The organism is Sphingomonas citri (genome assembly GCF_019429485.1).
In the GTDB taxonomy this organism is placed as follows: Bacteria; Pseudomonadota; Alphaproteobacteria; order Sphingomonadales; family Sphingomonadaceae; genus Sphingomonas; species Sphingomonas citri.
In genome coordinates this window covers 1-24,645 of record NZ_JAHXZN010000012.1, presented here as the reverse complement: position 1 = coordinate 24,645, position 24,645 = coordinate 1, and the positions used below count along the sequence as shown (strand labels likewise).

General features: G+C 64.8%; 30 protein-coding genes. 12 read left to right on the top strand and 18 right to left on the bottom strand.

Annotated elements, in window-relative coordinates; translation table 11 throughout:
- Positions 1–44 precede the first annotated feature (44 nt).
- The 3 genes from KZ820_RS19690 to KZ820_RS19680 are packed head-to-tail and all read right to left on the bottom strand — an operon-like array spanning position 45 to position 1,984.
- Positions 45–1,052, bottom strand: a complete 1,008-nt coding sequence (locus KZ820_RS19690) for a ParB/RepB/Spo0J family partition protein (RefSeq protein ID WP_219750543.1) — start codon at positions 1,050–1,052, stop codon at positions 45–47.
- Entirely contained in the window at positions 1,049–1,789 is a 741-nt protein-coding gene (locus KZ820_RS19685) for a ParA family protein (protein ID WP_219750542.1), read from the bottom strand. The genes KZ820_RS19690 and KZ820_RS19685 overlap by 4 nt, the downstream gene beginning before the upstream one ends.
- A gap of 3 nt (positions 1,790–1,792) precedes the next feature.
- Positions 1,793–1,984, bottom strand: a complete 192-nt coding sequence (locus KZ820_RS19680) for a hypothetical protein (RefSeq protein ID WP_219750541.1) — start codon at positions 1,982–1,984, stop codon at positions 1,793–1,795.
- 152 nt (positions 1,985–2,136) lie between these two features.
- Here KZ820_RS19680 and KZ820_RS19675 point away from each other — a divergent pair, with 152 nt between their 5' ends.
- On the top strand, positions 2,137–2,283 hold the full coding sequence (locus tag KZ820_RS19675; protein ID WP_219750540.1) for a YlcI/YnfO family protein: 147 nt from the start codon (positions 2,137–2,139) through the stop codon (positions 2,281–2,283).
- Here KZ820_RS19675 and KZ820_RS19670 read toward each other — a convergent pair.
- The 3 genes from KZ820_RS19670 to KZ820_RS19660 all read right to left on the bottom strand — a co-directional run bounded on the left by KZ820_RS19670 (position 2,280) and on the right by KZ820_RS19660 (position 5,286).
- The gene (locus KZ820_RS19670) at positions 2,280–2,600 is read right to left on the bottom strand and encodes a single-stranded DNA-binding protein (protein WP_219750539.1); all 321 of its coding nucleotides are present in this window, start codon (positions 2,598–2,600) and stop codon (positions 2,280–2,282) included. The genes KZ820_RS19675 and KZ820_RS19670 overlap by 4 nt on opposite strands.
- A gap of 540 nt (positions 2,601–3,140) precedes the next feature.
- Positions 3,141–3,944, bottom strand: coding sequence for a helix-turn-helix domain-containing protein (locus KZ820_RS19665; protein ID WP_258048373.1), 804 nt, complete (start codon positions 3,942–3,944; stop codon positions 3,141–3,143).
- Positions 3,945–4,425: 481 nt separating this feature from the next.
- On the bottom strand, positions 4,426–5,286 hold the full coding sequence (locus KZ820_RS19660) for a replication initiator protein A (RefSeq protein WP_219750537.1): 861 nt from the start codon (positions 5,284–5,286) through the stop codon (positions 4,426–4,428).
- Positions 5,287–5,600: 314 nt separating this feature from the next.
- Between KZ820_RS19660 and KZ820_RS19655 the strand changes: the two genes are divergently transcribed.
- The gene (locus tag KZ820_RS19655) at positions 5,601–6,179 is read left to right on the top strand and encodes a recombinase family protein (protein WP_085809863.1); all 579 of its coding nucleotides are present in this window, start codon (positions 5,601–5,603) and stop codon (positions 6,177–6,179) included.
- A gap of 11 nt (positions 6,180–6,190) precedes the next feature.
- Here KZ820_RS19655 and KZ820_RS19650 read toward each other — a convergent pair whose 3' ends face one another.
- On the bottom strand, positions 6,191–6,598 hold the full coding sequence (locus KZ820_RS19650; protein ID WP_041043303.1) for a MerR family transcriptional regulator: 408 nt from the start codon (positions 6,596–6,598) through the stop codon (positions 6,191–6,193).
- 47 nt (positions 6,599–6,645) lie between these two features.
- On the opposite strand from KZ820_RS19650, the gene KZ820_RS19645 reads away from it, so the two are divergent.
- Positions 6,646–7,413 carry a MauE/DoxX family redox-associated membrane protein gene (locus KZ820_RS19645; RefSeq protein WP_236116207.1) on the top strand — a complete coding sequence of 256 codons (768 nt, stop codon included), beginning with the start codon at positions 6,646–6,648 and terminating at the stop codon, positions 7,411–7,413.
- Positions 7,414–7,828: 415 nt separating this feature from the next.
- Positions 7,829–8,050, top strand: coding sequence for a hypothetical protein (locus tag KZ820_RS19640; protein ID WP_058733717.1), 222 nt, complete (start codon positions 7,829–7,831; stop codon positions 8,048–8,050).
- Positions 8,051–8,082: 32 nt separating this feature from the next.
- Here KZ820_RS19640 and KZ820_RS19635 read toward each other — a convergent pair whose 3' ends face one another.
- The 9 genes from KZ820_RS19635 to KZ820_RS19595 form a co-directional block, all read right to left on the bottom strand.
- The gene (locus KZ820_RS19635) at positions 8,083–8,523 is read right to left on the bottom strand and encodes a DUF411 domain-containing protein (RefSeq protein WP_058733718.1); all 441 of its coding nucleotides are present in this window, start codon (positions 8,521–8,523) and stop codon (positions 8,083–8,085) included.
- A 59-nt stretch (positions 8,524–8,582) separates the two neighbouring features.
- Entirely contained in the window at positions 8,583–8,957 is a 375-nt protein-coding gene (locus KZ820_RS19630; protein ID WP_174236673.1) for a DUF305 domain-containing protein, read from the bottom strand.
- Positions 8,958–9,032: 75 nt separating this feature from the next.
- Positions 9,033–9,632 carry a DUF305 domain-containing protein gene (locus KZ820_RS19625; RefSeq protein WP_201279660.1) on the bottom strand — a complete coding sequence of 200 codons (600 nt, stop codon included), beginning with the start codon at positions 9,630–9,632 and terminating at the stop codon, positions 9,033–9,035.
- A gap of 47 nt (positions 9,633–9,679) precedes the next feature.
- Complete coding sequence (locus tag KZ820_RS19620; RefSeq protein ID WP_041043257.1) at positions 9,680–10,411, bottom strand: PepSY domain-containing protein; 732 nt, start codon at positions 10,409–10,411, stop codon at positions 9,680–9,682.
- The gene (locus tag KZ820_RS19615) at positions 10,408–11,586 is read right to left on the bottom strand and encodes a copper resistance protein B (RefSeq protein ID WP_174236674.1); all 1,179 of its coding nucleotides are present in this window, start codon (positions 11,584–11,586) and stop codon (positions 10,408–10,410) included. Before KZ820_RS19615 ends, KZ820_RS19620 begins: the two co-directional genes overlap by 4 nt.
- Positions 11,587–11,609: 23 nt before the next feature.
- Complete coding sequence (locus tag KZ820_RS19610) at positions 11,610–13,580, bottom strand: copper resistance system multicopper oxidase (RefSeq protein WP_058733720.1); 1,971 nt, start codon at positions 13,578–13,580, stop codon at positions 11,610–11,612.
- A 66-nt stretch (positions 13,581–13,646) separates the two neighbouring features.
- Positions 13,647–14,216, bottom strand: a complete 570-nt coding sequence (locus KZ820_RS19605; protein WP_041043254.1) for an RNA polymerase sigma factor — start codon at positions 14,214–14,216, stop codon at positions 13,647–13,649.
- Positions 14,213–14,653 carry a periplasmic heavy metal sensor gene (locus KZ820_RS19600; RefSeq protein WP_041043253.1) on the bottom strand — a complete coding sequence of 147 codons (441 nt, stop codon included), beginning with the start codon at positions 14,651–14,653 and terminating at the stop codon, positions 14,213–14,215. Before KZ820_RS19600 ends, KZ820_RS19605 begins: the two co-directional genes overlap by 4 nt.
- Positions 14,650–14,922 carry a hypothetical protein gene (locus tag KZ820_RS19595; RefSeq protein WP_219750536.1) on the bottom strand — a complete coding sequence of 91 codons (273 nt, stop codon included), beginning with the start codon at positions 14,920–14,922 and terminating at the stop codon, positions 14,650–14,652. The genes KZ820_RS19600 and KZ820_RS19595 overlap by 4 nt, the downstream gene beginning before the upstream one ends.
- Positions 14,923–15,042: 120 nt before the next feature.
- Between KZ820_RS19595 and copC the strand changes: the two genes are divergently transcribed.
- Together copC and copD are read left to right on the top strand one after the other, a co-directional pair.
- A complete protein-coding gene (copC, locus tag KZ820_RS19590) occupies positions 15,043–15,414 on the top strand; it encodes a copper homeostasis periplasmic binding protein CopC (RefSeq protein ID WP_041043251.1) in 372 nt (123 codons plus the stop codon).
- 1 nt (position 15,415) lies between these two features.
- Entirely contained in the window at positions 15,416–16,345 is a 930-nt protein-coding gene (copD, locus tag KZ820_RS19585) for a copper homeostasis membrane protein CopD (protein WP_041043250.1), read from the top strand.
- A gap of 36 nt (positions 16,346–16,381) precedes the next feature.
- On the opposite strand, the gene KZ820_RS19580 is transcribed toward copD, so the two are convergent.
- Together KZ820_RS19580 and KZ820_RS19575 are read right to left on the bottom strand one after the other, a co-directional pair.
- On the bottom strand, positions 16,382–16,705 hold the full coding sequence (locus tag KZ820_RS19580) for a four-helix bundle copper-binding protein (protein ID WP_201279672.1): 324 nt from the start codon (positions 16,703–16,705) through the stop codon (positions 16,382–16,384).
- Positions 16,706–16,776: 71 nt separating this feature from the next.
- Entirely contained in the window at positions 16,777–17,166 is a 390-nt protein-coding gene (locus KZ820_RS19575) for a MerR family transcriptional regulator (RefSeq protein ID WP_041043248.1), read from the bottom strand.
- 72 nt (positions 17,167–17,238) lie between these two features.
- Here KZ820_RS19575 and KZ820_RS19570 point away from each other — a divergent pair, with 72 nt between their 5' ends.
- From KZ820_RS19570 to KZ820_RS19545, 6 genes are all read left to right on the top strand, one after another.
- Entirely contained in the window at positions 17,239–17,889 is a 651-nt protein-coding gene (locus KZ820_RS19570) for a cation efflux transmembrane domain-containing protein (protein WP_041043247.1), read from the top strand.
- Positions 17,890–17,954: 65 nt separating this feature from the next.
- Positions 17,955–18,251, top strand: coding sequence for a hypothetical protein (locus tag KZ820_RS19565; RefSeq protein WP_041043298.1), 297 nt, complete (start codon positions 17,955–17,957; stop codon positions 18,249–18,251).
- Between the two features lie 61 nt (positions 18,252–18,312).
- A complete protein-coding gene (locus KZ820_RS19560; RefSeq protein ID WP_041043246.1) occupies positions 18,313–19,590 on the top strand; it encodes a TolC family protein in 1,278 nt (425 codons plus the stop codon).
- On the top strand, positions 19,590–20,768 hold the full coding sequence (locus KZ820_RS19555; RefSeq protein WP_058733721.1) for an efflux RND transporter periplasmic adaptor subunit: 1,179 nt from the start codon (positions 19,590–19,592) through the stop codon (positions 20,766–20,768). The genes KZ820_RS19560 and KZ820_RS19555 overlap by 1 nt, the downstream gene beginning before the upstream one ends.
- A 3-nt stretch (positions 20,769–20,771) precedes the next feature.
- Positions 20,772–24,017, top strand: a complete 3,246-nt coding sequence (locus tag KZ820_RS19550; RefSeq protein WP_058733722.1) for an efflux RND transporter permease subunit — start codon at positions 20,772–20,774, stop codon at positions 24,015–24,017.
- A gap of 55 nt (positions 24,018–24,072) precedes the next feature.
- Entirely contained in the window at positions 24,073–24,561 is a 489-nt protein-coding gene (locus KZ820_RS19545) for an SRPBCC family protein (RefSeq protein ID WP_041043242.1), read from the top strand.
- Positions 24,562–24,645: the final 84 nt, after the last annotated feature.

Genomic DNA, 24,645 nt, shown 5'->3' with positions numbered 1-24,645 from the left:
GAGCGACGGTCGCTGCCGGCGCTCCCCGTTCAGACCTGGCGCGATCAGCGCCAGCTCACCATGCGCGGTTCTGCCTCATCCTCGAAGTGCAACCACGCTTCCACGATCATCGCGCGCTTGCCCTCGATCTCGATAGTCGGCCGCTCGACCTTCTGCTTTCCCGTCCTCGGCTTGGCCGGCGAGCGGGGCGCTGGGGCGGGGGCTCCAGACGGGGCACTGTCTGCCGGCGCCGTGCCTTCTGGCACGGGGGTCTCGTCCATCGCTCGATCGGCTTCCTCGTCCCGGATTGCGTCTGTCGTCTGCGTGGTCCCGTTCGGCTCGGCCGTCGCCGGATCATCCCCGGCGGGGGGTAGAGATGCCTCCGCTTGGCTCGATGGGGTGGGCTTGGGTGCCGATTTTTTCGCGCCGACCTCGCGCGCGAACCGCTCGCACGCCAGCACCGTCATATCCTCCGCCGCGGTATCGGCGACAAAGGCCCGGGTTGCCGCGTCGTCGGCCTTCGCAGCCTGAACAAGTGCGACCGCGCTCCGCATCGAAATGTCGGCGAACAGCGCGGCAATATAGTCGGGTGCCTTGGCGAGCCCCTGATAGCGGGTCAGCAACGTCCGGTTACGGCCCGTAGCGCGCGCCAGCTCGGCGAGCGAGCGCCCGTTCGCAACCTGCCCGGTGACGAACCGGATCATGTCAGCGGTCGATAGATCCTCGCGCTGATCGTTTTCGATGAATTGGTCGATCCGGACCTGCTCAACGTCATCCGTCTTGCTGACGATCGCGCGGACCTGCACGCCGAGTTTCTGGCACGCCCGCCAGCGCCGCTCGCCGAACATGATGCGATAGCGCCCATCGGCATCCTTGGGCGCCACGGTGATCGGCTGTAGCTGACCGCGCTCTTTGATTGTCTCGGCCATCTCGTCGATCTTGGCAGGATCGATCTCGCTCCTGACGTTCTCGGGATCGGGATAGACCAGCTCAGGGTCGAGAAGCTGAACGCGATCGGCGTCCGCCACCGCTGCCTTCTCGCTGAATACGTCGAAACCGGAGAAGTCGGTCATTTATGGCTCCCGATCCGGGTCATGGCTTCCTCGAGAAACGCACGCATTGGCGGAAGCGATGTCCGCACGTCCTTGTCGAACCGCCACACCGGTACATGCTCCTGGATGGCTTGGCTGTAGTGAGCCCGCTCGGGAAGGTAGTTGGTGAACAGGTTCCGCCCGATCTTTTCCTTGATCGCAGCGAGCATCTTCATCTGGTGAGTATCGTTCGCCCGAACCCGGTTCGGCACGAGCCCGACGACATGGATCGGCGTTTTCCGGCGTTGGTTGACCGTCTGGATCGAATCCGAAACCTGCTTGGTGGCTGCCGGCCCGAACGGTCCAAGCTCAACCGGGACGATCAGGTGGTTGCAGACCAAGAGCGCAGCGAAGTTGATCCAGGACCATGAGGGCGGCGTGTCGATGACGCAAAAGTCGAAGAAAGAGTCGAGTGTCGGGAAGTTGGCGTTCAAGGCAGAGAGAGCGCGGGGGTAATCGGCGTCGTACTCTCCTCCCATTCGATTGGAGTAGATCGCAAGGCGCGGAAAGGTGGCTGGCGGCACATAGTTCGGCTCGAACAGCGGCTTGCACGTCCCTAGGCTCTCGAAATCAGCGAGCGCATCGGTTGCGTTGCACTGTCGGTCGAGATCGAGAAACAGCACACGATGACCGGCGTCGGCGAGAACCCATGCCAGATGGCAGGCGATCATCGTCTTGCCGGCGCCGCCCTTCTCGACGTTGATGGCAATGGTTTTCACGCGCTACCAGCCCCGGTCGGAGTTGTTGGTCCAGTGGTCGTATCCGCGATAATTGGAGTCCGTCCGGGTATTGCGGCGAGCCTCTTCATCGGGGGTGTCTCCGCTCCAGATGCGCGGCTTCGATCCACCATCACTGCGGAGGACGGCCCAAGCGATCAGAACGAACAGTCCGATCGTCAGCAGATTATCCCACATGGCCTTCGCCTCCGACACTGCCTTGATGAAAGGCCCAACCTATAATATACGATACCGCTAATCTCGTCAATATGCGGTATCGGTAATTAGGGCATTGCATGACGTCTAGCAATATCCGGTCAGTCGGTCGCCCTCCGATGGAGGATAAGACGATGGGGCGCTTTCCCAAGGGCACGCTCGATCGCATCAAGACCGTCCTCCGCGACGGCGAGAGTCAGGCTGATTTCGTGCGCGAGGCGGTGGAGCTGGAGTTGCGCCGGCGAGAGGGGCCGTCGTTAGGCGGCCCCGGCAGCGCCTAGTCTCGGTCCTCCGATCCCTTGGCGAGAACCGCGAAGCCGTCGGCGATCAGCTCCACGGTGTAGCGCCGGCCTTCAGCAGTGTCGTAGGAGTTCTGGCGGACGCGGCCGGTGATGTGGACCAGGTCGCCCTTCTGCGCCTTGGCGGCGCGTTCGATCAGCTTGCCGAACAGCGTGATCTCGTTCCAGTGCGTGTCCGTCACCCACTCGCCATTCTCCTGGCGGTTGTAGTTGGCGGCGACGTTGACCTTCGTCACCTTGTCATGCTCCGTGATCTTCCCGACCCGGCCGATGATCCGAAACTCCGCGATGTTCTGCATGGTCCTGCCCTTTTCCAGCGATCAGGCTCTTTCCTGATGGGAATTGAAGGGGAGTGCAGACGCCGCGATCAAGCAAAAAAACGGAGGGTCCGCGTAGCGGAAACCGTAGGCGCAGCCGGTTATTTGCTTGATCGTAGAAGGCGGCCAGCGCCCACTTTTCCATCAATACAGGGATAGCCGGTCGGAAGGGCTCGGCCCTGAAACTCGCGCGGGGATCTCGCCGGGCTGAACGTGATCGCGGCGCCGCATGATGATGGTCGACCAGCTCGCCACGGCCGCAGGGAATTGGGATTGGTCAACGCTGGAAGGAAAGGGTGCCCGTGCCGATCGCGCACCCCCCAAGCGCCGGGGACTGGCGCCACGGTCTCGTTCGTCGACGAAAAACGGCTGCACCAGGCATGGCGGCGGCCATTTGAGCGCGACGGTAAACGCTTGCTCCTCTCGGGAGCATCGCGACGCGAAGCGGCGCGTCCGACTTTTTGGTTAGGCTATGTCGGTTGTCGTTGTCTTGTTCCGGTTGGGCTAGGGCTGTGTCCGCCGTCAGGCGTTAGGGTGTTGGCCGACTAGGCCAACTCCATCTGCCTCTAGAATATACGAATCTAGGAGCGGTTGACCATTTTTTTGAGACTCTTGGATCTCGATCGCGAGGGCGAGGCTGTCCAGCACGCGACGCAGGCCCTCGTCCTCAATCTCTTCGGCAACAACCTGCCGGGGCGAGCGCCATAGCCGCATGGTCTCGATCTGCTCGATCCGATCGGCCTCGCGCTGCACCACATCATCCGGGAGAGGGACGGGCCGGAGAAAGCGCGGAAGGAAGCGCGCCAGCCGGTTGGGAAAGCTCATCCGATAGACGTTGGACGTCTGTGCGTTTCGAGCCTTCGGTCGATCGGCGGGAGGATCGATCGGCACGCACCGGCGCTGCTTGTCGAGCAAGCCCATCTTGGCAAGGATCGACAGGCCGCGTCCGACGCTCGCGCGGGAGAGGCCGGTGTGCGTCTCGATCCATTCCCATGTCGGGAACACCTTGCCGGCGCAGTTGCGGGCAAGATTGGTAAGCTGTTCGAACACGCGGACCGCTGCGGGCGTTATCAGCGTGACAAGCCGTTCGTCCTCGGTGAGCTGCCGCCCTTCGGCGCGTGCAAGGCGACGGATCGCGTTCTTGCGCTTCAGCAGCTCCACCGCCTTCTTGTAGAGCCGATCGGTCTCGCCCTTGGCGTAGCTGTAGAAGAAATCATCCTCGAACGTGCCGGCCTTTCGGCTGTTCGGGTGAACATGCGCGCGGGTCGGGTTTGCCGCCCCCGATCGCGATCTCGGCCGCGTCCGCTCGATGCGGTCGAGCGCCATGAAGCTCGCTTTCGCGAGGGTAACAGCTCCCATCTTCCGTCCCCTTTGTGGGGCCGGGACCAGGCAAAACTAGAGCGTGGCGCGAAGCGCGCTCCCTTGAACCAAGGTTCGGGAACAGGTATGAGAGGGGTGTCTTACGTCCCGATCGATGCCGCCAAGCATCGCTCATCACGTTCCAGGGTGCCCGGCCTTCGTGCCGGGCATTCGTTTATGTGGTCACGGCCGCTCCCTGACTGGCCAATCACGCGATGCGATCAGCTCAACAGTATTTGTGGCGAAATCAGCGGAGCCGGGAAACCGCTACTATTCGTGCTTTCGGCGACCACAGCCCGGAAAAGTTCGTGCTTTCGACGACCGTCATCACGGTCGTTCGTGCTTTTGGCGACCGGGATTCGTGCTTTTGGCGACCAGAGTTCGTGCTTTCGGCGACCGATCTGGAAAGGGACTGACCGCTTGATTCGCGGTCAGAAAAAAAGCCGCATCAGGCGCTCGGCAGAAGTGGTCGGGGAGTAATCTTGACGCGCCCTGCGCCGGCATTTCGCCGAGAACGGCCTTTCACGGTTGAAGTTGGTGTCTCGACCAAGTCGAATGTGAAGCCGGGGATGGTGCTGTCGTCGGCAATGCGCTTCAACTCATACCGGAAATGCTTGAGCGAGCTTTGATAACCGAGCTGCAATCGCAGCTCTTCAAGGTCGACGTCGATCGGCCCATCCGTGCAGGCCGATCGTGCGACCTCGTAAAGCCGGCGTTCGATCGGGCCGAGCTGGAAATAGCTCGGGGCATAATCCAGCACCCTCCGGTCGCGCTGGATCGCCCGGTAAAGCCAGTCACAAAGCCGGACCTTCACAGCTTTCAGCCGCTTATCGCCGGTCCTCGTCTTGGTGTAGGTGAGCTGGGCTTCTGACAGCCACGAGAAGAACCCGGCCTGGCCCTCACCTCCGGCCTCGATGTTCGTCTTGATCTGCGTGCCCTGTAGCCGCTCAAGCGCATCTGATAGGCGAGTGTAGGAGCGGGCCGAACCGTTGACGCCGGTAACGCGGAAAAGATCATGGGCTGTGAAATAGAAGTCTTGGGAAACCTCCATACCGGCGTCCAGCTTCGCTACCATCAGGCTCGCGATGTATAGCAGGATCTCCTTGTCGTAGATTGTCGCGACACCCTTAGCGGTGGCGACGATCTCGATCGAAACCGTTTCGGTCTTGTAGGCGAGTGGCTTGGTCCACTTGCCCTTGCTCAGTGCGAAGAACGGAAAGGCCATCAGCGACCGTTCGCCACGAACCCCGGTCAGCAATGGGCTGTCGAGGGCGAACAGGTCGCCTTGGTTGGAGGCCAGATCGGTCATGCGACGCCCGATCGCCGACCGTGACGCTCGGTCGCCGAAAGCACGAAGATGGGGCGGATTGTCGCTAGCGTCCTCCTGTGGAGCATCGATAGACCGTGAAAGTTCGTGCTTTTGGCGACCATTTGCCTCGAAGCCGGGAAGCGTTCGTGCTTTCGGCGACCGTTCACTGCCAGCCCGGCCGCGTGTCTCTCAAACGATCGATTTTGATCCGCAGCCATGTGAGAACGTCTAGCAGGCGTGGCGCGTGTATCAAAACACATTCTCGATTGCGATCGGTCGTGTTAGGCACGTGAGATGAGTTTTGAGAAGGTGCCATGCTGATCGGCTACGCGCGGGTGTCGACCCCCGAACAGGATCTGACGCCGCAGCTCGACGCCCTGCGTGAAGCGGGGTGTGAGCGGACCTTCAGCGACAAGGCGAGCGGTGCGAAGGCGAACCGGATCGGCTTGGCCGAAGCCCTGTCACACGCTCGCGCCGGCGACGTGCTGGTGGTCTGGAAGCTCGACCGGCTCGGCCGAACGATGAAAGGCCTGGTCGACCTTGCGGCGGAGTTGGCGGACCGGGGCATCGGTTTCCGGTCGCTGACGGATGGCATCGATACCGCCGGCACCGCCGGCAAGCTCGTCTTCCACATCATGGCGGCGATGGCGGAGATGGAGCGGGACCTGAACCGCGAGCGCACGACGGCCGCACTGATGGTGGCGAAGCGCGAGGGCAGGGTAGGCGGCCGCAAGACAGTGATGACGCCCAAGCGGCTCGAGGCGGCCCGTAAGCTCCTGGCCTCCGGAATGCCGATGCGCGAGATCGCGCCGGCGATCGGCGTCTCGGTCCCGACGCTCTACCGCCACCTTCCCGCGCCGGAACAAGAGGCGATCAGCGCGGAAGGGGTATAGCACCGACCGGATCAGTCGGCGTCGAACGCGGTTAGAATGGGGCAGGGGCCTTCCGAGCCCGACCCACATTCATGAGCAAGCCGCTGGAGTGATGCGCGGACGCGCTTCAGCTCCTGGATCTTTGCATCCAGCGCCGCGATCCGCTCGTTGGCAAGCTGGCGTGCCCGAGCGCGATCGTCGGTCGCGTCCAGCGCCACCAGTTCTCCGATCTGCTCCAACGTGAAGCCAGCGGCCTGCGCCGATCGGATGAACCGGAGCCGGCGAACATCGTCTGCTGTGTAGCGGCGAATACCGCCATTCGAGCCCGATCCTTCAGGCCTCTCCGGCGTCTCGAGCAACCCTCTGCGCTGATAATAGCGGACCGTTTCTACACCGACGCCGCCCTCGCGCGCGAGCCCCGCAATTGTCACGTCGGCCATGCCTTGACTCCGTACCATGGTACGGCCCCTATATAGGTGTCGCGAACATGGTGGAGAAGAACATGGCGACCGCGGCGCCCAAGAAGGCAACGATCTACCGCATGGTGATGCCGACGCACACCTGCCCCTACGGCTTGAAGGCAAAGGACCTGCTGCACCGACGCGGCTACGAGGTCGAGGACCATTGGCTGACGACGCGCGAGGAAACCGACGCATTCAAAGCCGAGCACGGGGTCAAAACGACACCCCAGACCTTCATCGGTGGCGAGCGGGTAGGCGGCTACGACGATCTGCGCCGGTTTTTCGGCAAGACCGTGGCCGACCCCAAGGCGGTGACCTACCGGCCGGTCGCGGTTGTGTTTGCGATGACGGCATTAATGGCGCTGGCGGCCAGCTATGCCGTGCTCGGCACACCCTTCACGGTACGCGCCGGTGAGTGGTTCATCGCCTTCTCCATGTGTGTGCTGGCGCTGTTGAAGCTCCAGAACGTCGAGAAGTTCGCGACCATGTTCCTCAACTACGACTTGCTCGCGAAGCGCTGGGTGCCATACTCCTATATCTACCCCTACGCGGAAGGCGCGGCGGGCGTGCTGATGGCGGCCGGCGTGTTGACCTGGTTGTCGGTGCCGATCGCGCTGGTGATCGGGACGATCGGGGCGGTCTCGGTCATCAAGGCCGTGTATGTCGACAAGCGCGAGCTGAAATGCGCGTGCGTGGGCGGTGACAGCAATGTGCCGCTGGGCTTCCTGTCGCTCACCGAGAACGTGATGATGGTCGCCATGGCTATCTGGATGGTGCTGGGCGTCGCGCACTGATCTGGTGCAGCGTCCCGGCGCAGCCTAGAAGGGCCGCATGAGCTTCGGCCGCCTCGCCCGCACACTCGCTCTGCTCCTGCTGGGCGCGATGCTGTTCGTGCGGATGGGCCCAATGTGCGAGGCCATCGCGCAGGCTGCTCCGCCTGCGGAGGCGCATGCCGGAATGGCCGATTGCGATCGAGCGCCGCCCACGCCCGTGAAAAAGGCCCCTTCGGTGGACTGCGTAGGAGCCTGCATCGCAACGGCCCTCGACGTTCACACGTCTCCCGCGCCGCAGCTCGCCGTGCGGACGGATCCGCCCGCACCCGAGCCTCATGCCCTTGTTGGTCGCTCGGGCGGTCCTGCACCGCCACCTCCTCGAACCGCCTGATCGACGTGGATTCCGATCAATCAGTGCGTTTGAGGAAAATTACACATGAAGACCATCAAGTTCATCGGCGCGGCTATCGCGCTCGCGCTCGTTCCCGCCACGGCCTTTGCCGCCGCTGACTGCTGCGCGGGGAAGGAGTGCTGCAAGGATGGCGCCGACTGCTGCAAGGACAAGGACGGCGCGAAGAAGGATTGCTGCGCCGACATGAAGGACATGAAGCACGGCGAGCACGCCGGTCACGACATGTCGGGCATGCAGAAGAAGTAAGCTGGGAGGGGAGGCGTTCGCGCCTCCCCTTTTCAATGGCGGGCGAACACCCTGCGGCCGCTCGGCCCGAACGCGATCACGTCATAGGCCTGGGCCTTCATGCCCGGCATTTCCATGCCCGGTGAGCCCATCGGCATCCCGGCGACCGCGAGGCCGGTGACGCCCTTCGGATGCGTGGCCAAGGCGCGCTTCATGTCGGCAATCGGAACGTGCCCTTCGAAGGTCATGCCGTCGATAATGGCAGTGTGACAGGAGGCGAGGTCTTGAGGCACGCCGCGTGCCTTCATGAACGCCGGCCGGTTCGCATCGTCGACGACGCGGACGGCGCGGCCGAACTGCTCCTTCACCTGCTGCGCCCATTTCTCGCAACAGGGGCAACCCGGGTCGCGATGCATCAGGACGGGACCCGCGGCGAGAGCCCCCGCAGGGGTAGCGCACGCCAGCGCGGCGGCGAGAAGGCGAAAGCGATCCATATCTGAGTTCCCGGGTGGCCATCCCCCCGCACGGTGACGGGGGGAGGGACGGTAGTCGATTACTGGGCGCTCTTGCCATGCGCCCGCAGCCAGGCGTTCAACTCGCCGATCTCGCGGGTCTGCTCTGCGATCGTCTTGGTGGCCATCTGGCGAACCTTGGGGTCCTTGGTCTCGCGAAGCACGATACGCGACATGGCGATGCCGCCACGGTGGTGCTCGACCATCTTGCGGACCCACGTCTCGGTGGCATCGGCACCCATCGCCGACATCATCTTCTGATGCATGTCCATCTCGGCCTGCGGGTACGGGTTCGCCGGCGTCGGCCGCATCATCTGCCCGTGGTTCATGCCGGAATGGTCCATGCCCTGCATCTGCGCGACCGCGGGAGCCGCGCCGAGGGCGGTCGCGACGGCCATAATCATCATCTTCTTCATCGTGTCGCTCCTGCGTCAAAACTCCCGCTCAACAGGGATACGGGCTCAAACCGATTAGCCCTCAAGCGATGTTGCTCAGCGGATCGGCTGAAGCGTGTTGACGCCGACGCTCTCGTCGGTTTCGGGGGGCGGGGGAGGCACCTGCTTGTCGCGATAGGAGGGGAGGTCGGGCGCATTGTCGGGCGTGGGGTGCGCCTCAAGCCGGGCGATGTAGCGCTTCATCTGCGCGATCTCGCGGACCTGAGCGTCGATGATCCCGTCCGCGAGTTTCCGCACCTCGGGGTCTTTGATGTGAGCGCGCTCGCTGGTCATGATCGCGATCGAGTGATGCGGGATCATCGCCTTCATATAAGCAACGTCTCCGACCGTCTCCTGGCTGCGGACAAGCCACAAGGCACCGGCGAACACCGCGATCGAGGCCGCCACGATGCCGAGATTGGCCCGTCGGTCGGGATACATGCCCCACATGAAGCCGATCATGATGAGCGCCATCACGGCGCCCATGACGATCGCCATCCACGTCCGGGTCTGACTGTATTCGACATGGGCGAGCGCGTAAGTGTTGAGGTACATGAGCCCGAACATCACGACCGTCGACGTCGCGATCATCGCGGCGAAGCGCCCGTAGCTCATCCCCATACCGCCCTGTTTGGAGCCGGGGTCGTCGTGGTTCATGATGCGCTCTCCTGTGCGGCCCCACCCACTGAAGGATACGCAGCTCTCTAGCGGACCCCTTGAGCTTTTCTGCGACGTCGACGGGGCCAGCGCATGAAGAGCAGGATCGCCCCGGCGACAGCGAACACGAGTCCGCCCGCTGCGAAAGCGTTGAGCCACGGCGTGTTGAACCGCTCGTGCTCGGTCCAATCCATGATGTGAAGCCCCCAGAAGAAGTCGTAGAGCCGCCACGTGCCGGTCCGGACCGATGTCAGCCGCCCCGTCTCGGCGCCCACGTAGATGCGGGTCCCGTCGTCATCGGCGAAGGAAGCACGCCAGGCGGGGAGGGCACCGCGGTACTCGGTGCTGAGGCGCTCGATCCGCTCGACGACGGGCGCCGAACCAGTTTCGCCGCGATACGCCTGCCTTGCGATCAGCGCTGCGGCCGGGCCGTCGACCGGGGGCAGCGGCTTTGCGGTGCGGGCGTCCAGCAAACGCACCTTGCCGTCGCCGAGCTGGGCTTCGACGATCGGCCGCCCCAGCAGCATCCGGTGCTGGAGCTGACGCACCGGCGCTCCGGCCGATGCGAGAAGGGCAGGGACGGGCGCGAAATCCTGAGTGGCGATCAGGGCCGGTTCGACGTTCCGGTCGATCCGGTGATCGCCATGCACGGTGTCGATCGGCAGCAGGCTCATGACGAGCCCGCTGGTGAACCAGACGATCGCCTGCGCCCCGATCAGGAGCGCAAGCCAGCGGTGAACCTTGCTTGCCCCGACATGGAGGCGGAGCCGCGGGCTCAGAACCAGGTCCTCACGCCCGCGACGAAGCTGAAGCCGCCCGTATTGTCACCGCGTGCGCGGGTGAAGCGCGCGGTGTCGCCGAACTGCCGCTCCCACGACACGCCGATGTAGGGCGCGAACTCGCGCCGGCCCTCGTAGCGAAGCCGAAGCCCGGCCTCGAGGTCCGTGAGCCCGGAGCCGGTGCCGGTTTCGGGCACGTCCTGCGCGGAGAAATTGGCCTCCACCCTAGGCTGGAGCACGAACCAGTTGGTGATGCGCTGGTCGTAATAGCCCTCCGCACGGCCAAGCACGTCGCCCTTGTCGGAGAGGAACAATGCGCCCTCCACCTCGAACCAACCGGGGGCCAGCCCCTCGATCCCTACCGTCGCGTAGGTGCGCGAGGGGTTGGGCTTGAAGTCGTAGCGAACGCCCGCCTGAAGGTTCCAGTATGGATCGAGCGCGCGGCTGTAGAGCGCCTGCACCTCGGCCTGTTCGAGCGGCTTGCCGAACGTGCCTTCGCCCTCGCTCTTTAGCGTAAAGCGATTGATGTCGCCCCCGATCCAGGCCTCGCCATCCCAGCGATAGCCGTCGCCACCCTTGCGAGCCTGATATTCGGCGAGATTGAAGAGGATCTGATAGACGGTCATTCCGCCATGCTCGCGGCGTAGATCGTTCTCGCGCGAGCTGGCCATGGCGTCCGCGCCCCAGAAACGATCGGCGAGGTGGTCCCCGGCTGGAGCGGGAGCGGGCTTGTTGCCGGGGGGAAGGTCGGTTCCGACCTTAGCAGCGGGCTGATCGCCGGGCATCGCCATGCCCGGCATCGTGCTCATGTCGTGGCCGGCATGCGGGTCCTGCCCCGCACCTGTCGATGCTGCCATGCCCGGCATAGCAGACATATCGTGCCCGGCGTGCGGGTTCTGGGTGGGCGCAGCCTGCTGCTGACCGCTCATATCCATTCCCTGCATCCCGCTCATGTCATGCCCGGCATGAGGGTCGGCAGCCTGCGTCTTCGCCGGTTGCGCGCGCCGCGGCGCGGTGCGTCGGACGGGAGCCTTACGCTTAGTCGCGGACTTGGCCGCGGCTTTCGCCTTCGGCTTGGCGGCCGGCTTTGCCGGCATCGTCATGCCCGGCATGTTGTGCATGGAATGGTCCATGGTCTGCCCGAATGCGGGTGTCGCAAGGCCGAGCGGCGCCATACCGGCGAGGAGGAGCGACCGGATCACGCCGCGGCCTCCCCGGCCTTGCGGACCTGGACAACGCGCATCATGCCCGCGTGCATGTGGTAGAGCATGTGGCAGTGGAAGGCCCAGTCGCCTTCCTCGCCGGTCACGTCCCAGCTCACCGTGCCTCCCGGCTGCACCAGCACCGTATGCTTTCGGGGGGCATAGGCGCCCTTGCCGGTCACCAGGTCGAAGAAGTGGCCGTGGATGTGGATCGGATGTCCCATCATCGTGTCGTTGATGAGCGTCACCCGTACCCGCTCGCCGTGAAGCAGCGTGATCGGGTCGGGGTTCTCCGACAGCTTCTCGCCGTCGAAGCCCCACATATAGCGCTCCATGTTGCCGGTGAGGTGGAGCTTGATCTCCCGCTCCGGTGCGCGTGTGTCCGGGTTGCGGTCGAGCGCCATCAGGTCGCGATAGGTGAGAACGCGATGCCCGACATTCTCCAGCCCCTGCCCGGGATCGCCGGTCCGATCGACCGGCATCGGCGAGATGGTCTGCACGCCCGGTCCCTTTTTAACCTCGGGGGCATTGCTGAAATCGCGCATGGAATGGCTCATGCCGCCCATGTCCATCCCGCCCATCTGATCGCCGTTCATCGCCGGCATCGTGCCGGAGCCATGGTCCATACCGGCCATGGCGCCGCCCTGAGCCTGGCCGTGGTCCATGCCTGCCATGCCGCCTGCCGCGGTGCCGGCCGCGCCGTGGTTCATTTGGGAATGATCCATACCCGCCATCGCGCCGGTGCCCGCGCCATGCCCCATCGCAGCATGGTCCATGCCGGACATCGAACCCGCAGCGCCGCCCATGGCGCCATGATTCATGCCGCCGTGGTCCATCGTGCCATGATCCATGCCGCCCATGCCCATGTCCTTCATGGTCGCGAGCGGGCGCTTGCGGAGCGGGGGCACCTCGGCCGCCATGCCCTCGCGCGGAGCGAGCGTCGCGCGGGCCATGCCGGAGCGATCGATGCTCTCACCGACCAGCGTATAGGCGCGCAGGTCGGGCGGGGTGACGATCGCGTCATAGGTCTCGGCCGGGCCGAACTGGAACTCGTCGATCTCGACCGGGCGCACGTTCAAGCCGTCGGCCGCGACGATCGTCATCGGCAGGCCCGGAATGCGGACGTTGAAGGTGGTCATCGACGAGGCGTTGATGAAGCGCAGCCGCACCCGCTCGCCGGGGCGGAATAGCGCGGTCCAATTGTCCTTGGGGCCGTAGCCGTTGACCAGGTAGGTGTAGACCGAGCCCGTGACGTCGGCGACGTCGGCGGGGTCCATCCGCATCTTGCCCCACTCCAACCGCTCTTTCAGCGACTGATCCTTGCCGGCGAGAAGCCCGGCCAGGGTCTGGCGCTGGCGGTTGAAGTAGCCCGACTCCTTCTTCAACCGATCGAAGAGGTAGTGCGGGTGGTGGAAGCTGTGGTCGGACAGCACGATCACGTGCTCCCGGTCGAACTTCACCGGATCGGGGTTCTTCGGGTCGATCAGGATCGGGCCGTAATGCCCCTCCTGCTCCTGAAGCCCCGAATGGCTATGGTACCAGTAGGTGCCGCTCTGGATGATCGGGAACTCGTAGGTGAACGTCGATCGCGCCGGAATGCCGGGGAAGGCGATCCCGGGAACCCCGTCCATCTGGAAGGGGAGAAGCAGCCCGTGCCAGTGGATCGAGGTTTCCTCGTCGAGCTCATTGACGACGTGGAGGCGGACGTTCTGCCCCTCGCGCAAGCGGATGAGCGGAGCGGGCACGGTGCCGTTGATGCCGATGGCGTGGCTCTGCCGCCCGTCGATCATCATCATCTGATGCGCGACCTTGAGCGTGATGTCCTCGCCCGACACCGTGGGCAACGGCTTGGCGATGCCGGCCGAGACGGGCTGTGCCCATGCCGGCATATAGGCCGACAAGGCGAGGCCGCCGCCTGCCAGACTGGCACCGCGCAGCACCTGGCGGCGGTCGAGAACGCGCGACATGCAAGCTCCTAAGAATGGGGCCGTGAAGGGCCGTCGACCCTTCTACGCGGCCGATCTGTCCAACCCTCAGCGGTTCCCTAGTTTTTCGAGCAGCCGCGCCCGCGCGCGATAAAGGCGAGTTTCCACCGCCTTCTGGCTGATCCCCAGCACCTCGGCCGTTTCGGCCTGGCTCAGCCCTTCGATCGTCCGAAGTACCAGAGGCTCCTTCAGGTTAGCCGGCAGGGTCGAGATGGCGCGCGTCACGCGGTCGAGTTCCTGCCGATCGCCGGCTGCGTCGTCGATCGGCACCTGTTCGTCGACGATGCTCTGGACCTGTTCGTCGTTCGGCAGCGCGAACGACAGAAACCGGCGCACGGCACGCTTACGCGCCCAATCGCGGCATTTGTTGACGGCGATGGTCGTTAGCCACGCCTGCATTGATCGGTTGGGGTCGTAGCGCGACAAGGCCTGATGCGCGGCCACAAACGCTTCCTGCGTCACGTCCAGCGCTTCGTCGGCATCGCCGAGGAAGGCGCGCGAAAGCCGGAACATCGGCTGCCGATAGCGTCGCACGATCTCGGCGAAAGCGGCTTGTCGGCCGGCGATGCTGAGCGTCGCCAGTTCGCCATCCGACAGCGCGGTCCAATCGAGGCTCACCCCTGGCCGTCGGTGAGCGCCTTCACCACCGCGTCATCGAATTGAGAGGTCTGATCGGGCCGGAGAAGCTGACGCATGGCGAAGATGTGCGCCAGCGTCGCCTTCTGCAGCTCGCCCATCGCGGCATGGCTCTGGTCGACCGCGGCGGCCACTCGCGGACCATTGCCGTGCTCGGCCTCGATCGCCTCGGCAAGGCGGGCATTGGCGGCACGCATCTCCAGCTCGAGGGCGCGGCGTTGCACCGCGAACCGGTCTTCGAGCACCTTCAATCGGGCCTGCTGGTCGCCATCGAGCGCGAGCTTGTGGTGCAGCACCTCGTGGAGCGCCGCACCGGGTTGCTTGGGCTGCGGCAGCAGCGCGCGCCCGATAAAGACACCACCAATCGCTGCCAGGAAGGCGAGCAAGGCGCACAGGACAACCCGCTTGGTCGAGGTCATGGCTTGCCGATCAGCAACGCGGAAGGAGCGAGGGGGGAGGCTCCGCCGAGCGGCGCGAGCGAGACGGCAGGGCTTGCCGTCGCGGGCAGCTCGGCACCGACGATCCCGACACCGAGCGCCGCGGCGGTTATCACACCGATCCCGAGCCCGGCTCCGCGCACGGCGGGGCGGCTGCCGATCCGTCTGAGGACTTGGTCCTCGATACCCTCCAAAGCGGCCGGGGCGGGTGCGCCCGCTAGTCGCGCCAATGCTCTGTCTAGATCGTCCATGCTTTCCACTCCACCCCTCTATCATCGGATACGCATCGCTGCCCATCATCCCTCAACCGCCGGTGAGGGGTCGGGCAGCGCGCCGCGTAGAAGGGTGCACGAACCTCGTCGGAGTACCCCATGCGTAGTCTCGCCCTTCCTGCCGCCCTCACTCTCCTGAGCCTCGCCAGTGCGGCGCAGGCTCACCCGAAGCTCGTTGTGGCCTCACCCGCGCCCAACGCGACCGTTGCCAAGCCCGCGCGTGTCGCTTTGCAGTTCAGCGAGAGGCTGATGCCGAAATTCTCCGGTGCGGACTTGATGATGACGGGCCATGGCGGCACCACGCACCCACCGATGAAGGTTGCAACCACCACCCAGGTTGCACCCGATGGCCGAACGCTGGTCGTGGTGCCCAAGTCGCCGCTCGGCGCGGGCCGCTACAGCGTCGCATGGCACGTCGTCTCGGCCGACACGCATCGGGTGTCGGGCAACTTCGCCTTCGCGGTGAAGTAAGGTGGATGCCGACTGGCCGTTGATCGGGGTCCGCTTCGCGCTTTATGCGACGTTGAGCGGGCTGTTCGGCCTGTCGGCGTTCAGCCTCTACGGGCTCAAGGCCGGGGAGCGCGCAGACGCACTCGCCTTGCGCCCTTGGCTGGTGGGGAGTGGCCTGCTCGGCCTTCTGTTTTCAGGCATTGCGCTCGTCCTGCTCGCCGCGGCAATGGCTGGAGCGCCGCCGTGGCCGATCGATCGGGAAGCGATCGGAATGCTGATCACCGGCTCCGCGACGGGCACGGCGTGGGAAGCGCGCATGGTCGCGCTGATTGTGGCCGTGATCGCCGCGCTGATCGCGGCAGGACGTACCGCGCCGCTCGGCATGGTGGCGCTCGCGGCGGGCATTGCGCTCGCGACGCTCGCCTGGACAGGCCATGGCGCGATGGATGAGGGCGCGACGGGCTGGGTCCATCTGCTGGCCGATATTCTGCATCTGTTGGCGGCCGGAGCCTGGGTCGGCGCACTGCTCGGGTTGACGCTGCTCGTGGTGCGACCGGCAGTTCGCGTCGACGTCGCGCATCTCAGACTGACCCACCGGGCGTTGCACGGCTTCGGTCTGGTCGGCACGCTCGTGGTCGGCACGATCGTTGTGACGGGCCTGGTCAATGGCTGGCTGCTGGTCGGTGCCGGCAATTTACCGAGACTTCTGACCACCCTTTACGGCCAGCTCCTCCTCGCCAAGCTGGTACTGTTCGGCGCGATGCTGGGGCTGGCCTCCCTCAATCGTTTCCGGCTGACGCCGGTTTTCGAGCGCTCGGTTGCCGCGGGCGATCATCGGGCCGCGCTTGGTGCTCTGTGGCGCAGCCTCGCGATCGAGACGAGCTGTGCGGTCACGATCCTCGCTCTGGTCGCCTGGCTGGGGATGCTCGAGCCCCCCGCAACGGCGATGTGAGGAGCGGGCGGCCGATCGCCACCCGCCCATCACCGATCAGGCGGCCATCTTCTCGCATGCATCAGCACAGCGCTCGCACGCGGCGACGCACTCTTCCATGCCGTCGAGCCCGCGGCAGGTCTCTGCGCAAGCTCGGCAGATCTGGGCGCAGATGCCGCATACGAGCTTATGCTGGTCGGACCCGCGCGCCATGAAATCGAGTGAGGTGGCGCAAATTTGCGCGCAATCGAGCATGATCTTGATGTGGTCGGGCGCGGCATGTGCGCCGCCCACCTGAAGGCAGTGCTGGGTGGTCATCGACAGGCAGGTGACGTGGCAGTGATGGCAGGCGTCCATGCAAGCCTGCATCTCGGCGCTCATATGATCGTGCATCGGTGATCTCCGCGTGAGCCCCCGCTCAAAGAGTAATACGCGGCTTGCTACTTGTACCCTCAAGCGTGCGAGAGGGCGTCTATGACGCGGCAATCAGCGATGATCGTGGCAGTGCAGGCGCCGCCCCACTGCGCGATCTCAGCACGGAGCGCAGCAAGGTCCGCTAGCTTGCGGTCAATCTCCTGAATGTGAACCGTAGCTATCGCGTCGGCCTCTGCGCAGGAACCGCGAGGATCGTCCGCCAAGCGAAGGAGGTCGCGCACCTGGTCGAGGGTGAAACCCAGATCACGCGAGCGTTTGATGAACGCGAGACGATCGAGATGCGATTGCCCGTAGAGCCGATAGTTTCCACCGCTGCGCTCCGGGGGCGCGATCAGACCCTCGGCCTCGTAGAATCGAACCGTCTCGACCTTCAGCCCGGTCCGCTGCGCGATCTCACCAATCTTCATCGCTTACCTCTTGACCCTCTAGTAGGATGAGGGTTCATATAGAGCGTCTGATCCACGAATCGAGCTTCGATAATGGCAGACGCTTGTTGCTCAGCGAAACGCGACACGATCGCGGAACTCGGTCGCAAGGCCGAGCAGCGCCGCGTGCTAATCATCGTGATGCTCATCAATCTCGCGATGTTCGTGGTCGAATTTGGCGGCGGCGTTGTCGCGCGTTCCTCCGCCTTGATGGCGGATTCGGTCGACATGTTCGGCGACGCGGTGGTCTATGCGCTCAGTCTCTATGCACTGCATCAGGGGGCGCGCTGGGGAGCGGGCGCGGCGCTGGCGAAGGGCGGCATCATCTTGGCTTTCGGCGTCGCGGTCATTTTCGAGATCGCGGACAAGATTGCGAACGGCGTTCCTCCGGCATCGGGCTTGATGCTCGGGGTTGGCAGCGCCGCGCTGGTTGCGAACCTCATCTGCCTGGCGCTGCTCTGGCGCTTCCGCCGCGAGAATGTGAATATGTCGAGCACGTTCGAGTGCTCGCGCAATGATGTCGCGTCGAACGTCGGGGTTCTCGCGGCTGCCGGATTGGTCGGCCTGACCGGCTCGGTTTGGCCGGACATCATTGTCGGCGGATTGATCGCCGCGATTTTCCTGCGCTCGGCATGGCGCGTGCTTCGCGAAGCCTGGCCGGCATGGCGTGCCGCGAAGGCACCGGCTCGCGAGTTATTGCAATGACATGGAAACCTCTCCGTGGTAAGGGCGGGTTCGTGCGAGCCTTTTTGCCTCTCCTGACATGCCTGATGCTGGTTCTCACCAGCTTCTCCGGCATGGCTCATGCCGCCGATTTGGCGGGGGGAAGCATCGCGGGCGTTGAGTTTACCGTTCATACCGCCGGTGACATCGACGAGGTTCCGTCGGATGCGGACAAGAACGTCCCGCACCATCACAATTACTGTCACGGGCATGATGTTGGTGCGCCTGCGCGCACGACGATCGAATATACCCACGTCCTCACGATGCCCAAGCCGACAATCTCCGCCTCTGCGTCGCTCGATGGCCGCACTGGCATGGTCCATTTGAGGCCTCCGCAAGCCTGACGTCCGATTTGGGCGCGCGTTGGGCGCGCCCCTGTCGATCATCGTCAGGAGTCCTATTTTCATGTATCGTATCCTCGCGGCCATGCTGGCCGCAGCGTCGTGCGTCACTATGGCGCAGGCGCAGGTCGGACCGTCCGCGGCTGTTACGCAGGACGTGCCGATCTACACTCTTGACCAAGCGGTCAGTGCAGCGGGTGGTTCGGCCCCTGCTGCCGAAGCGGCGACAGCCGCGATTGACGCGGCCCGTGCGGGCCGTACGGTCGCCGGATTGCGGCCCAACCCGGTTGTCCAGGGCCAGGTTGAGAACGTCATCGGCTCGGGGCCGTATCGGGGTGTCCGCAGCGCGGAATCTACGGTCGGCTTTGCGATCCCGATCGAGCTAGGCGGCAAGCGCGGCGCCCGCGTCGCGGTCGCCAATGCGCAATTGTCCCGGGCCGAGATCCAGGCCGCGATCATCGCAGCCGATGTCCGGCTTCAGGTGACGCAGCTCTATGTCGAAGCGGTCGCAGCCGACCGGCGGGTGGCGACGGCGCGGGATCAGGCCCGGATCGCCAGCGACGCGCTGCGCGCTGCGAGCGTCCGGGTGCAGGCGGGACGTGCGTCGCCGCTGGAGCAACAGCGCGCGGATGTCGCGCGCATCAATGCCGATGCCAATGTGGAGCGGCAGCTTCGCTTGGCAGAGGCCGCCCGCGCCAATCTGGCGCGTCGGATTGGCCGACCGATCGACGGCGCGCTCGATGACACGCTGCTCGATCGCCTGCCGGGGGCGAACGTCTATGGGCCGGTGGCACCGGTCAACACAACCGGCACGCTCGCGCTGGCGGCGGCGAACGCGGATTTCTCGATCGCGGAAGCCGGCGTGCGGCTCGCGCGCGCCAATCGCGTCCCTGACCTCAATGTCGGGCCTGCGATCCGCCGCCTGGAAGCGACCAACGATATGGCGGCGGTGTTCACCGTGTCGATCCCGATCCCGGTGTTCAACAATGGTCGCGCGGCGATCGCGCAGGCGACCGCGCAGCGGACACAGGCGGATGCACAGCGTCGCGTGACCGCGCTCGACATCGAACAGGCGATCACGGACGCGCAGGCGCAAGCGGCCAATGCCGCAACGACGGCTCGTGCGGCGTCTGGGCCGGCGCTGGCGGCTGCACAGGAGGCCGCCCGCATCGCGCGGATCGGTTATCGCGAGGGCAAGTTCGGCCAGCTCGAATTGCTCGATGCGGAACGCACTCTCGCTGAAACGCGGGTCGCCGCGATCGATGCGCTTGCCAACTACCAGAATGCCCGCGCGCAAGTGGAGCGACTGACCGCTCCTGCGCCCAATGGGGGAAATCAGTGATGAAGAGCTTCTATCTCGCGGGCGCGGCGTCACTCGCCCTGCTGTTGGCTGCCTGCGGTGGCAAAGACACCGGGAACGAGGCGGCCGCCAATGGAGCAGCCGGCAATGAAGCGGCTGCTGGTGCGGAAAAGGGCGGTGCTGAAGGCGGTCACGCTGATGAGGGCGTCGTCCTATTGGGTGCCGATCAGATCGCTGCGGCGGGCGTCCAGGTCGGACGGCCGATCATCGGCGGAGCCGGAACGATCGAGCTTCCCGCGATCATCGAGGGCGATCCCCAAGGCACGCAAGTCGTCTCGGCCGCGATCGCGGGACGGGTGGTCGCACTGACGCGCAACCTTGGTCAATCCGTGGGGCGCGGCCAGACTATTGCGGTAATCGAGAGCCGCGAGGCGGCGCAAATCAAGGGCGAGGTCGAAGCGGCACGGGCACGGCTTCAGCTCGCCAATTCGAACCTCGCACGCGAGCAACGGCTGTACGCGCAGAAGGTGTCTCCTGAGCAGGATCTGATTGCTGCCCGCACGGCGGCGACGGAAGCGCGGATCGCGCTGACGCAGGCGCGGAGCATGGTGTCGGCCGCCGGTGTCGGCGGCGGTGGTCTCAACCGGCTCGGCATCGCCGCGCCGATCTCGGGACAGATCATCGCGCGCCCCGTGACGCTGGGACAGACGGTTGCGGCGGACGCCGAACTCTATCGCATTGCCAACCTGAGCCAGGTGTCGATCGCGCTCAATCTGAAGGCTGAGGATGCGGGCCGGGTACGCCCCGGCAACACGGTACTGGTCAAGGCGGCGGGCCGTCAGGCGACCGCGCGCGTGACCTTCGTGTCGCCAGCACTCGATCCGCAGACGCGGCTCGTGCCCGCCCTTGCCACGCTCGACAATCGCGGTGGTGAATGGCGGGTCGGCGAGCCGGTGACGGCTGCCGTCCAGCTCACGGGCAGCGGCGGTAGCGGCGCAATCCGCGTGCCGACAACGGCGGTCCAGAGCTTCGAGGGCAAGTCGGTCGTGTTCGTTCGCACGCCTACGGGCTTCAAGGCGACTCCGGTCCAGCTCGGCGATGCATCGGGCGACACGGTGATCGTCCGCTCGGGCCTGACCGGCAACGAACAGATCGCCACCACCGGAAGCTTCACGCTCAAGGCCGAGATCGGCAAGGGCGAAGCGAGCCACGAGGATTAAGCCATGATCGCCCGCATCGTCACATGGGCGGTCGAGAAGCGCTGGCTTGTCCTGCTGCTCACCGTCATCGTCGCCGCCATCGGCGCGTTTTCCCTCTACCGGCTGCCGATCGACGCGGTGCCGGACATCACCAATAATCAGGTCCAGATTAACGTCCGCGCACCCGCGCTCTCGCCCGAGCTGGTCGAGAAGCAGGTGTCGTTCCCGATCGAAACCGCGCTCGCCGGCACTCCAGGCCTTGAATATACGCGCTCGCTGAGCCGCAACGGCTTCGCGCAGATCACCGCGGTCTTTTCGGACGCCACGGACATCTATTTCGCCCGTCAGCAGGTGGGTGAACGTCTGCAGGGCGTGCAGGAGAACCTGCCCGATGGCGTAAACCCCGAAATGGGTCCGATCGCGACCGGCTTGGGCGAGGTGTATATGTACACCGTTCGGCTCGAGCATCGCGCAGACGACAAGCACAAGCCCGGTGAACCGGGCCAACAGCCCGATGGCAGTTATATCACGCCAGAGGGCGAGCGACTGACGACCGAAGAGGACAAGGCGACCTACCTGCGCACTGCGCAGGACTGGATCGTCACGCCGCTTCTCAAGAACACTCCGGGCCTCGCCGGCGTCGACTCGATTGGCGGTTACGCCAAGCAGTTCCTCGTCGTGCCCGATGTGCAGAAGCTGGCCTCGCTCGGCATCACGCTGACCGACCTGGGCAATGCGCTGGAGCGCAACAACACCAGCGTCGGCGGCGGCTTCGTCAATCGCAATGGCGAAGGTCTGGCTGTCCGCTCGGATGCGCTGGTGCGCAATGCCGGCGAGTTGGCCAGGACCGTGATCGCGACACGTAACGGCGTGCCGATCACGGTCGAACAAGTCGCGACCGTGAAGACGGGTCAGGCGATCCGCATGGGTTCGGCCTCGGAGAATGGCACGGAAGTCGTCGTCGGCACCGCGATCATGCGGATCGGCGAGAACAGCCGCGTCGTGTCGACCGCGGTCGCGGAGAAGCTTAAGACGATCAACGCGTCGCTGCCCCCTGACGTCGTAATCCAGCCGGTGCTCAACCGCACCGAACTGGTCAACTCGACGATCAAAACGGTTGCCAAGAACCTGTCGGAAGGCGCGGTACTGGTCATCGTCGTGCTCTTCCTGCTGCTCGGAAACTTCCGTGCGGCGCTGATTGCGGCGCTGGTCATCCCGATTACCATGATGCTGACCGGCTTCGGGATGCTGCGTGCTGGCGTCTCGGCCAATCTGATGAGCCTCGGCGCCCTAGACTTCGGTCTGATCGTCGATGGCGCCGTCATCATCGTCGAAAACGCACTGCGCCGGCTTGCCGAGCAACAGCATCATGAAGGCCGATTGCTCAGCGTCAAGGAACGGCTCGCAACCGTGGCAGCCGCTGCGCGTGAGATGATCCGTCCCTCGGTGTACGGGCAGGCGATCATCATTCTTGTCTATGTGCCGCTGCTCACATTGACAGGCGTGGAGGGCAAGACGTTCGTGCCGATGGCGCTCACCGTCATCATCGCGCTCGCCTTCGCCTTCATCCTCTCTCTCACCTTCGTGCCGGCGATGATCGCGATCTGGCTATCGAAGAAGGTTGAGGAGAAGGACGGCCGCATCATCACGTGGCTGAAGAAGCGCTACGAACCTGGTCTTGATCGGGCCATGAAGCGTCCGACCGTGACGATCGGGGCGGGTGTCGCGAGCCTTGTGGTGGCGGCGCTGGCCTTCACCACGCTCGGCTCGGTGTTCCTGCCGCAGCTCGATGAAGGCGATTTGCTAATCCAGTCGCTCCGTATTCCGGCGACGTCGGTCCAGCAGAGCCAGGCGATGCAGGTGCCGATCGAGCGAATGATGTCGAAGCAGCCGGAGGTGCAGTTCGTCTATTCCAAGACGGGCACCGCCGAGCTGGCGGCCGACCCGATGCCGCCGAACGCAACCGACATGTTCGTTATCCTGAAGCCGCGCAAGGATTGGCCGGATCCTGAGCTTCCCAAGGAGGAGCTGGTCAGCCGGATCGAGGGTAAGCTCGCGAAGATCCCGGGCAATGCCTACGAGATCACCCAGCCCATCCAGATGCGCTTCAACGAGCTGATCGCCGGCGTGCGCGGTGACATCGCGGTGAAGGTGTTCGGGGACGACTTCAACCAGATGAACCGGACGGCCGAGCAAATCGCTGCGACGCTGCGTAAGACGCAGGGTGCCGCGGACGTGAAAGTCGAGCAAACGACAGGTCTTCCCATGCTCGACATTCGCGTCAATCGTGACGCGATGGCGCGCTTGGGCGTTACGGCGCAAGACGTGCAGGACACCGTGACTGCCACGATCGGCGGGCGAACCTCGGGCCAGATCTTCGAGGGCGATCGTCGCTTCCCGGTGGTGATCCGCCTGTCTGAGGCGCAGCGCGCCGACATCGGCCTGCTCCAGCAGGTGCAGGTGCCGGTCGCAGGCGGCGGCTATGTGCCGCTGTCCAGCGTCGCCGAGATCAAGGTGGTCGACGGTCCCAACCAGATCAGCCGCGAGAATGGCAAACGGCGCGTGGTGGTGCAAGCCAACGTGCGTGGCCGCGACGTCGGATCGGTGGTTGCGGATGCGCAGGCAGCGATCGCCAGCCAGGTTCGGCTGCCTGCCGGTACCTATCTCGAATGGGGCGGCCAATTCGAAAACCTGCAATCGGCAAGCGAGCGGCTGAAGCTGGTTATTCCGGCCTGCTTCATCCTGATCCTGTTGCTGCTCTATGGCGCATTGGGATCGGTCCGCGATGCCGCGATCGTCTTCACCGGCGTGCCCTTCGCGCTGGTGGGCGGTGTCCTGCTGCTCTTCTTGCGAGGCATGGACTTTTCGATTTCGGCGGCGGTGGGCTTCATCGCCCTGTCGGGCATCGCGGTCCTCAACGGCCTCGTGATGGTCAGCTCGATCCAGGATCTGATCCGGTCGGGGCTATCGCGCGAAGAGGCGGCCCATGTCGGCGCAATGCAGCGACTGCGGCCCGTGGTCATGACCGCGCTCGTCGCCAGCCTCGGCTTCGTGCCGATGGCGCTTGGCGAGGGCGCGGGTGCGGAGGTGCAGAAGCCCTTGGCGACAGTTGTCATCGGCGGCTTGATCTCGGCGACGCTGCTGACGCTGTTCGTGCTGCCGACCCTCTATGCCCGCTTCGGTCAGAAGGTGATCGAGAAATCCGAGCACTACAATGAGGAGCATGAAGGGGACGACCACGGTCAGACCTTCGTGAACAACTTGGCCTGATGGGTGAGCGGGGGCGATCCGCGATCGCCCCCGCTCATCTCTGGGAGATGAGGATATGCCTCGCACCATAACCAGCTCAATGCTTCACGGCGGGCCACTGCGGATCTGGTCGGCACTCACCGACCCGGATCATCGCCGAGCTTGGAGCCCGCTGGTACTCCTCGATAACCCGGGTCAGCTCGGCGACACGAGAGGAACCTTTGCGATCCAGGGCATCAACCGGCCGATTCGGACGCCGGCACGGATCGATCAATTCGATAAGCCGCGAGCCTTCGCTTGGTCCTGCGGCATCCCTTATCTGTTCACGCTCGAAGAGCGGTACGAGCTGGCAGGGGACGATGGTGGCACCAGGCTAACACATAGCTGCACGCTGCGCGGGGCGCTGTCTCTGCCGTTCGCGGCGATGATGTTGCGTCGCCTGCGGTCCCTGATGATCGAGGCTGACGATCGCCTCGCAACCTATCTGCGCTGGCGGGTGGGTCAGCCTGCCCTTGGGATCAATCGTCAGCGCGTCCCCTCCCGCTACAGGAGGAAGGCGCGATGATGCCGTCGAAGCGGGTACTGCCCGCCCTCATCCTCGTTGTCGGGCTGGCGGCGTGCACGGAAGGCAAGCCGCCAGCCCCCCCAA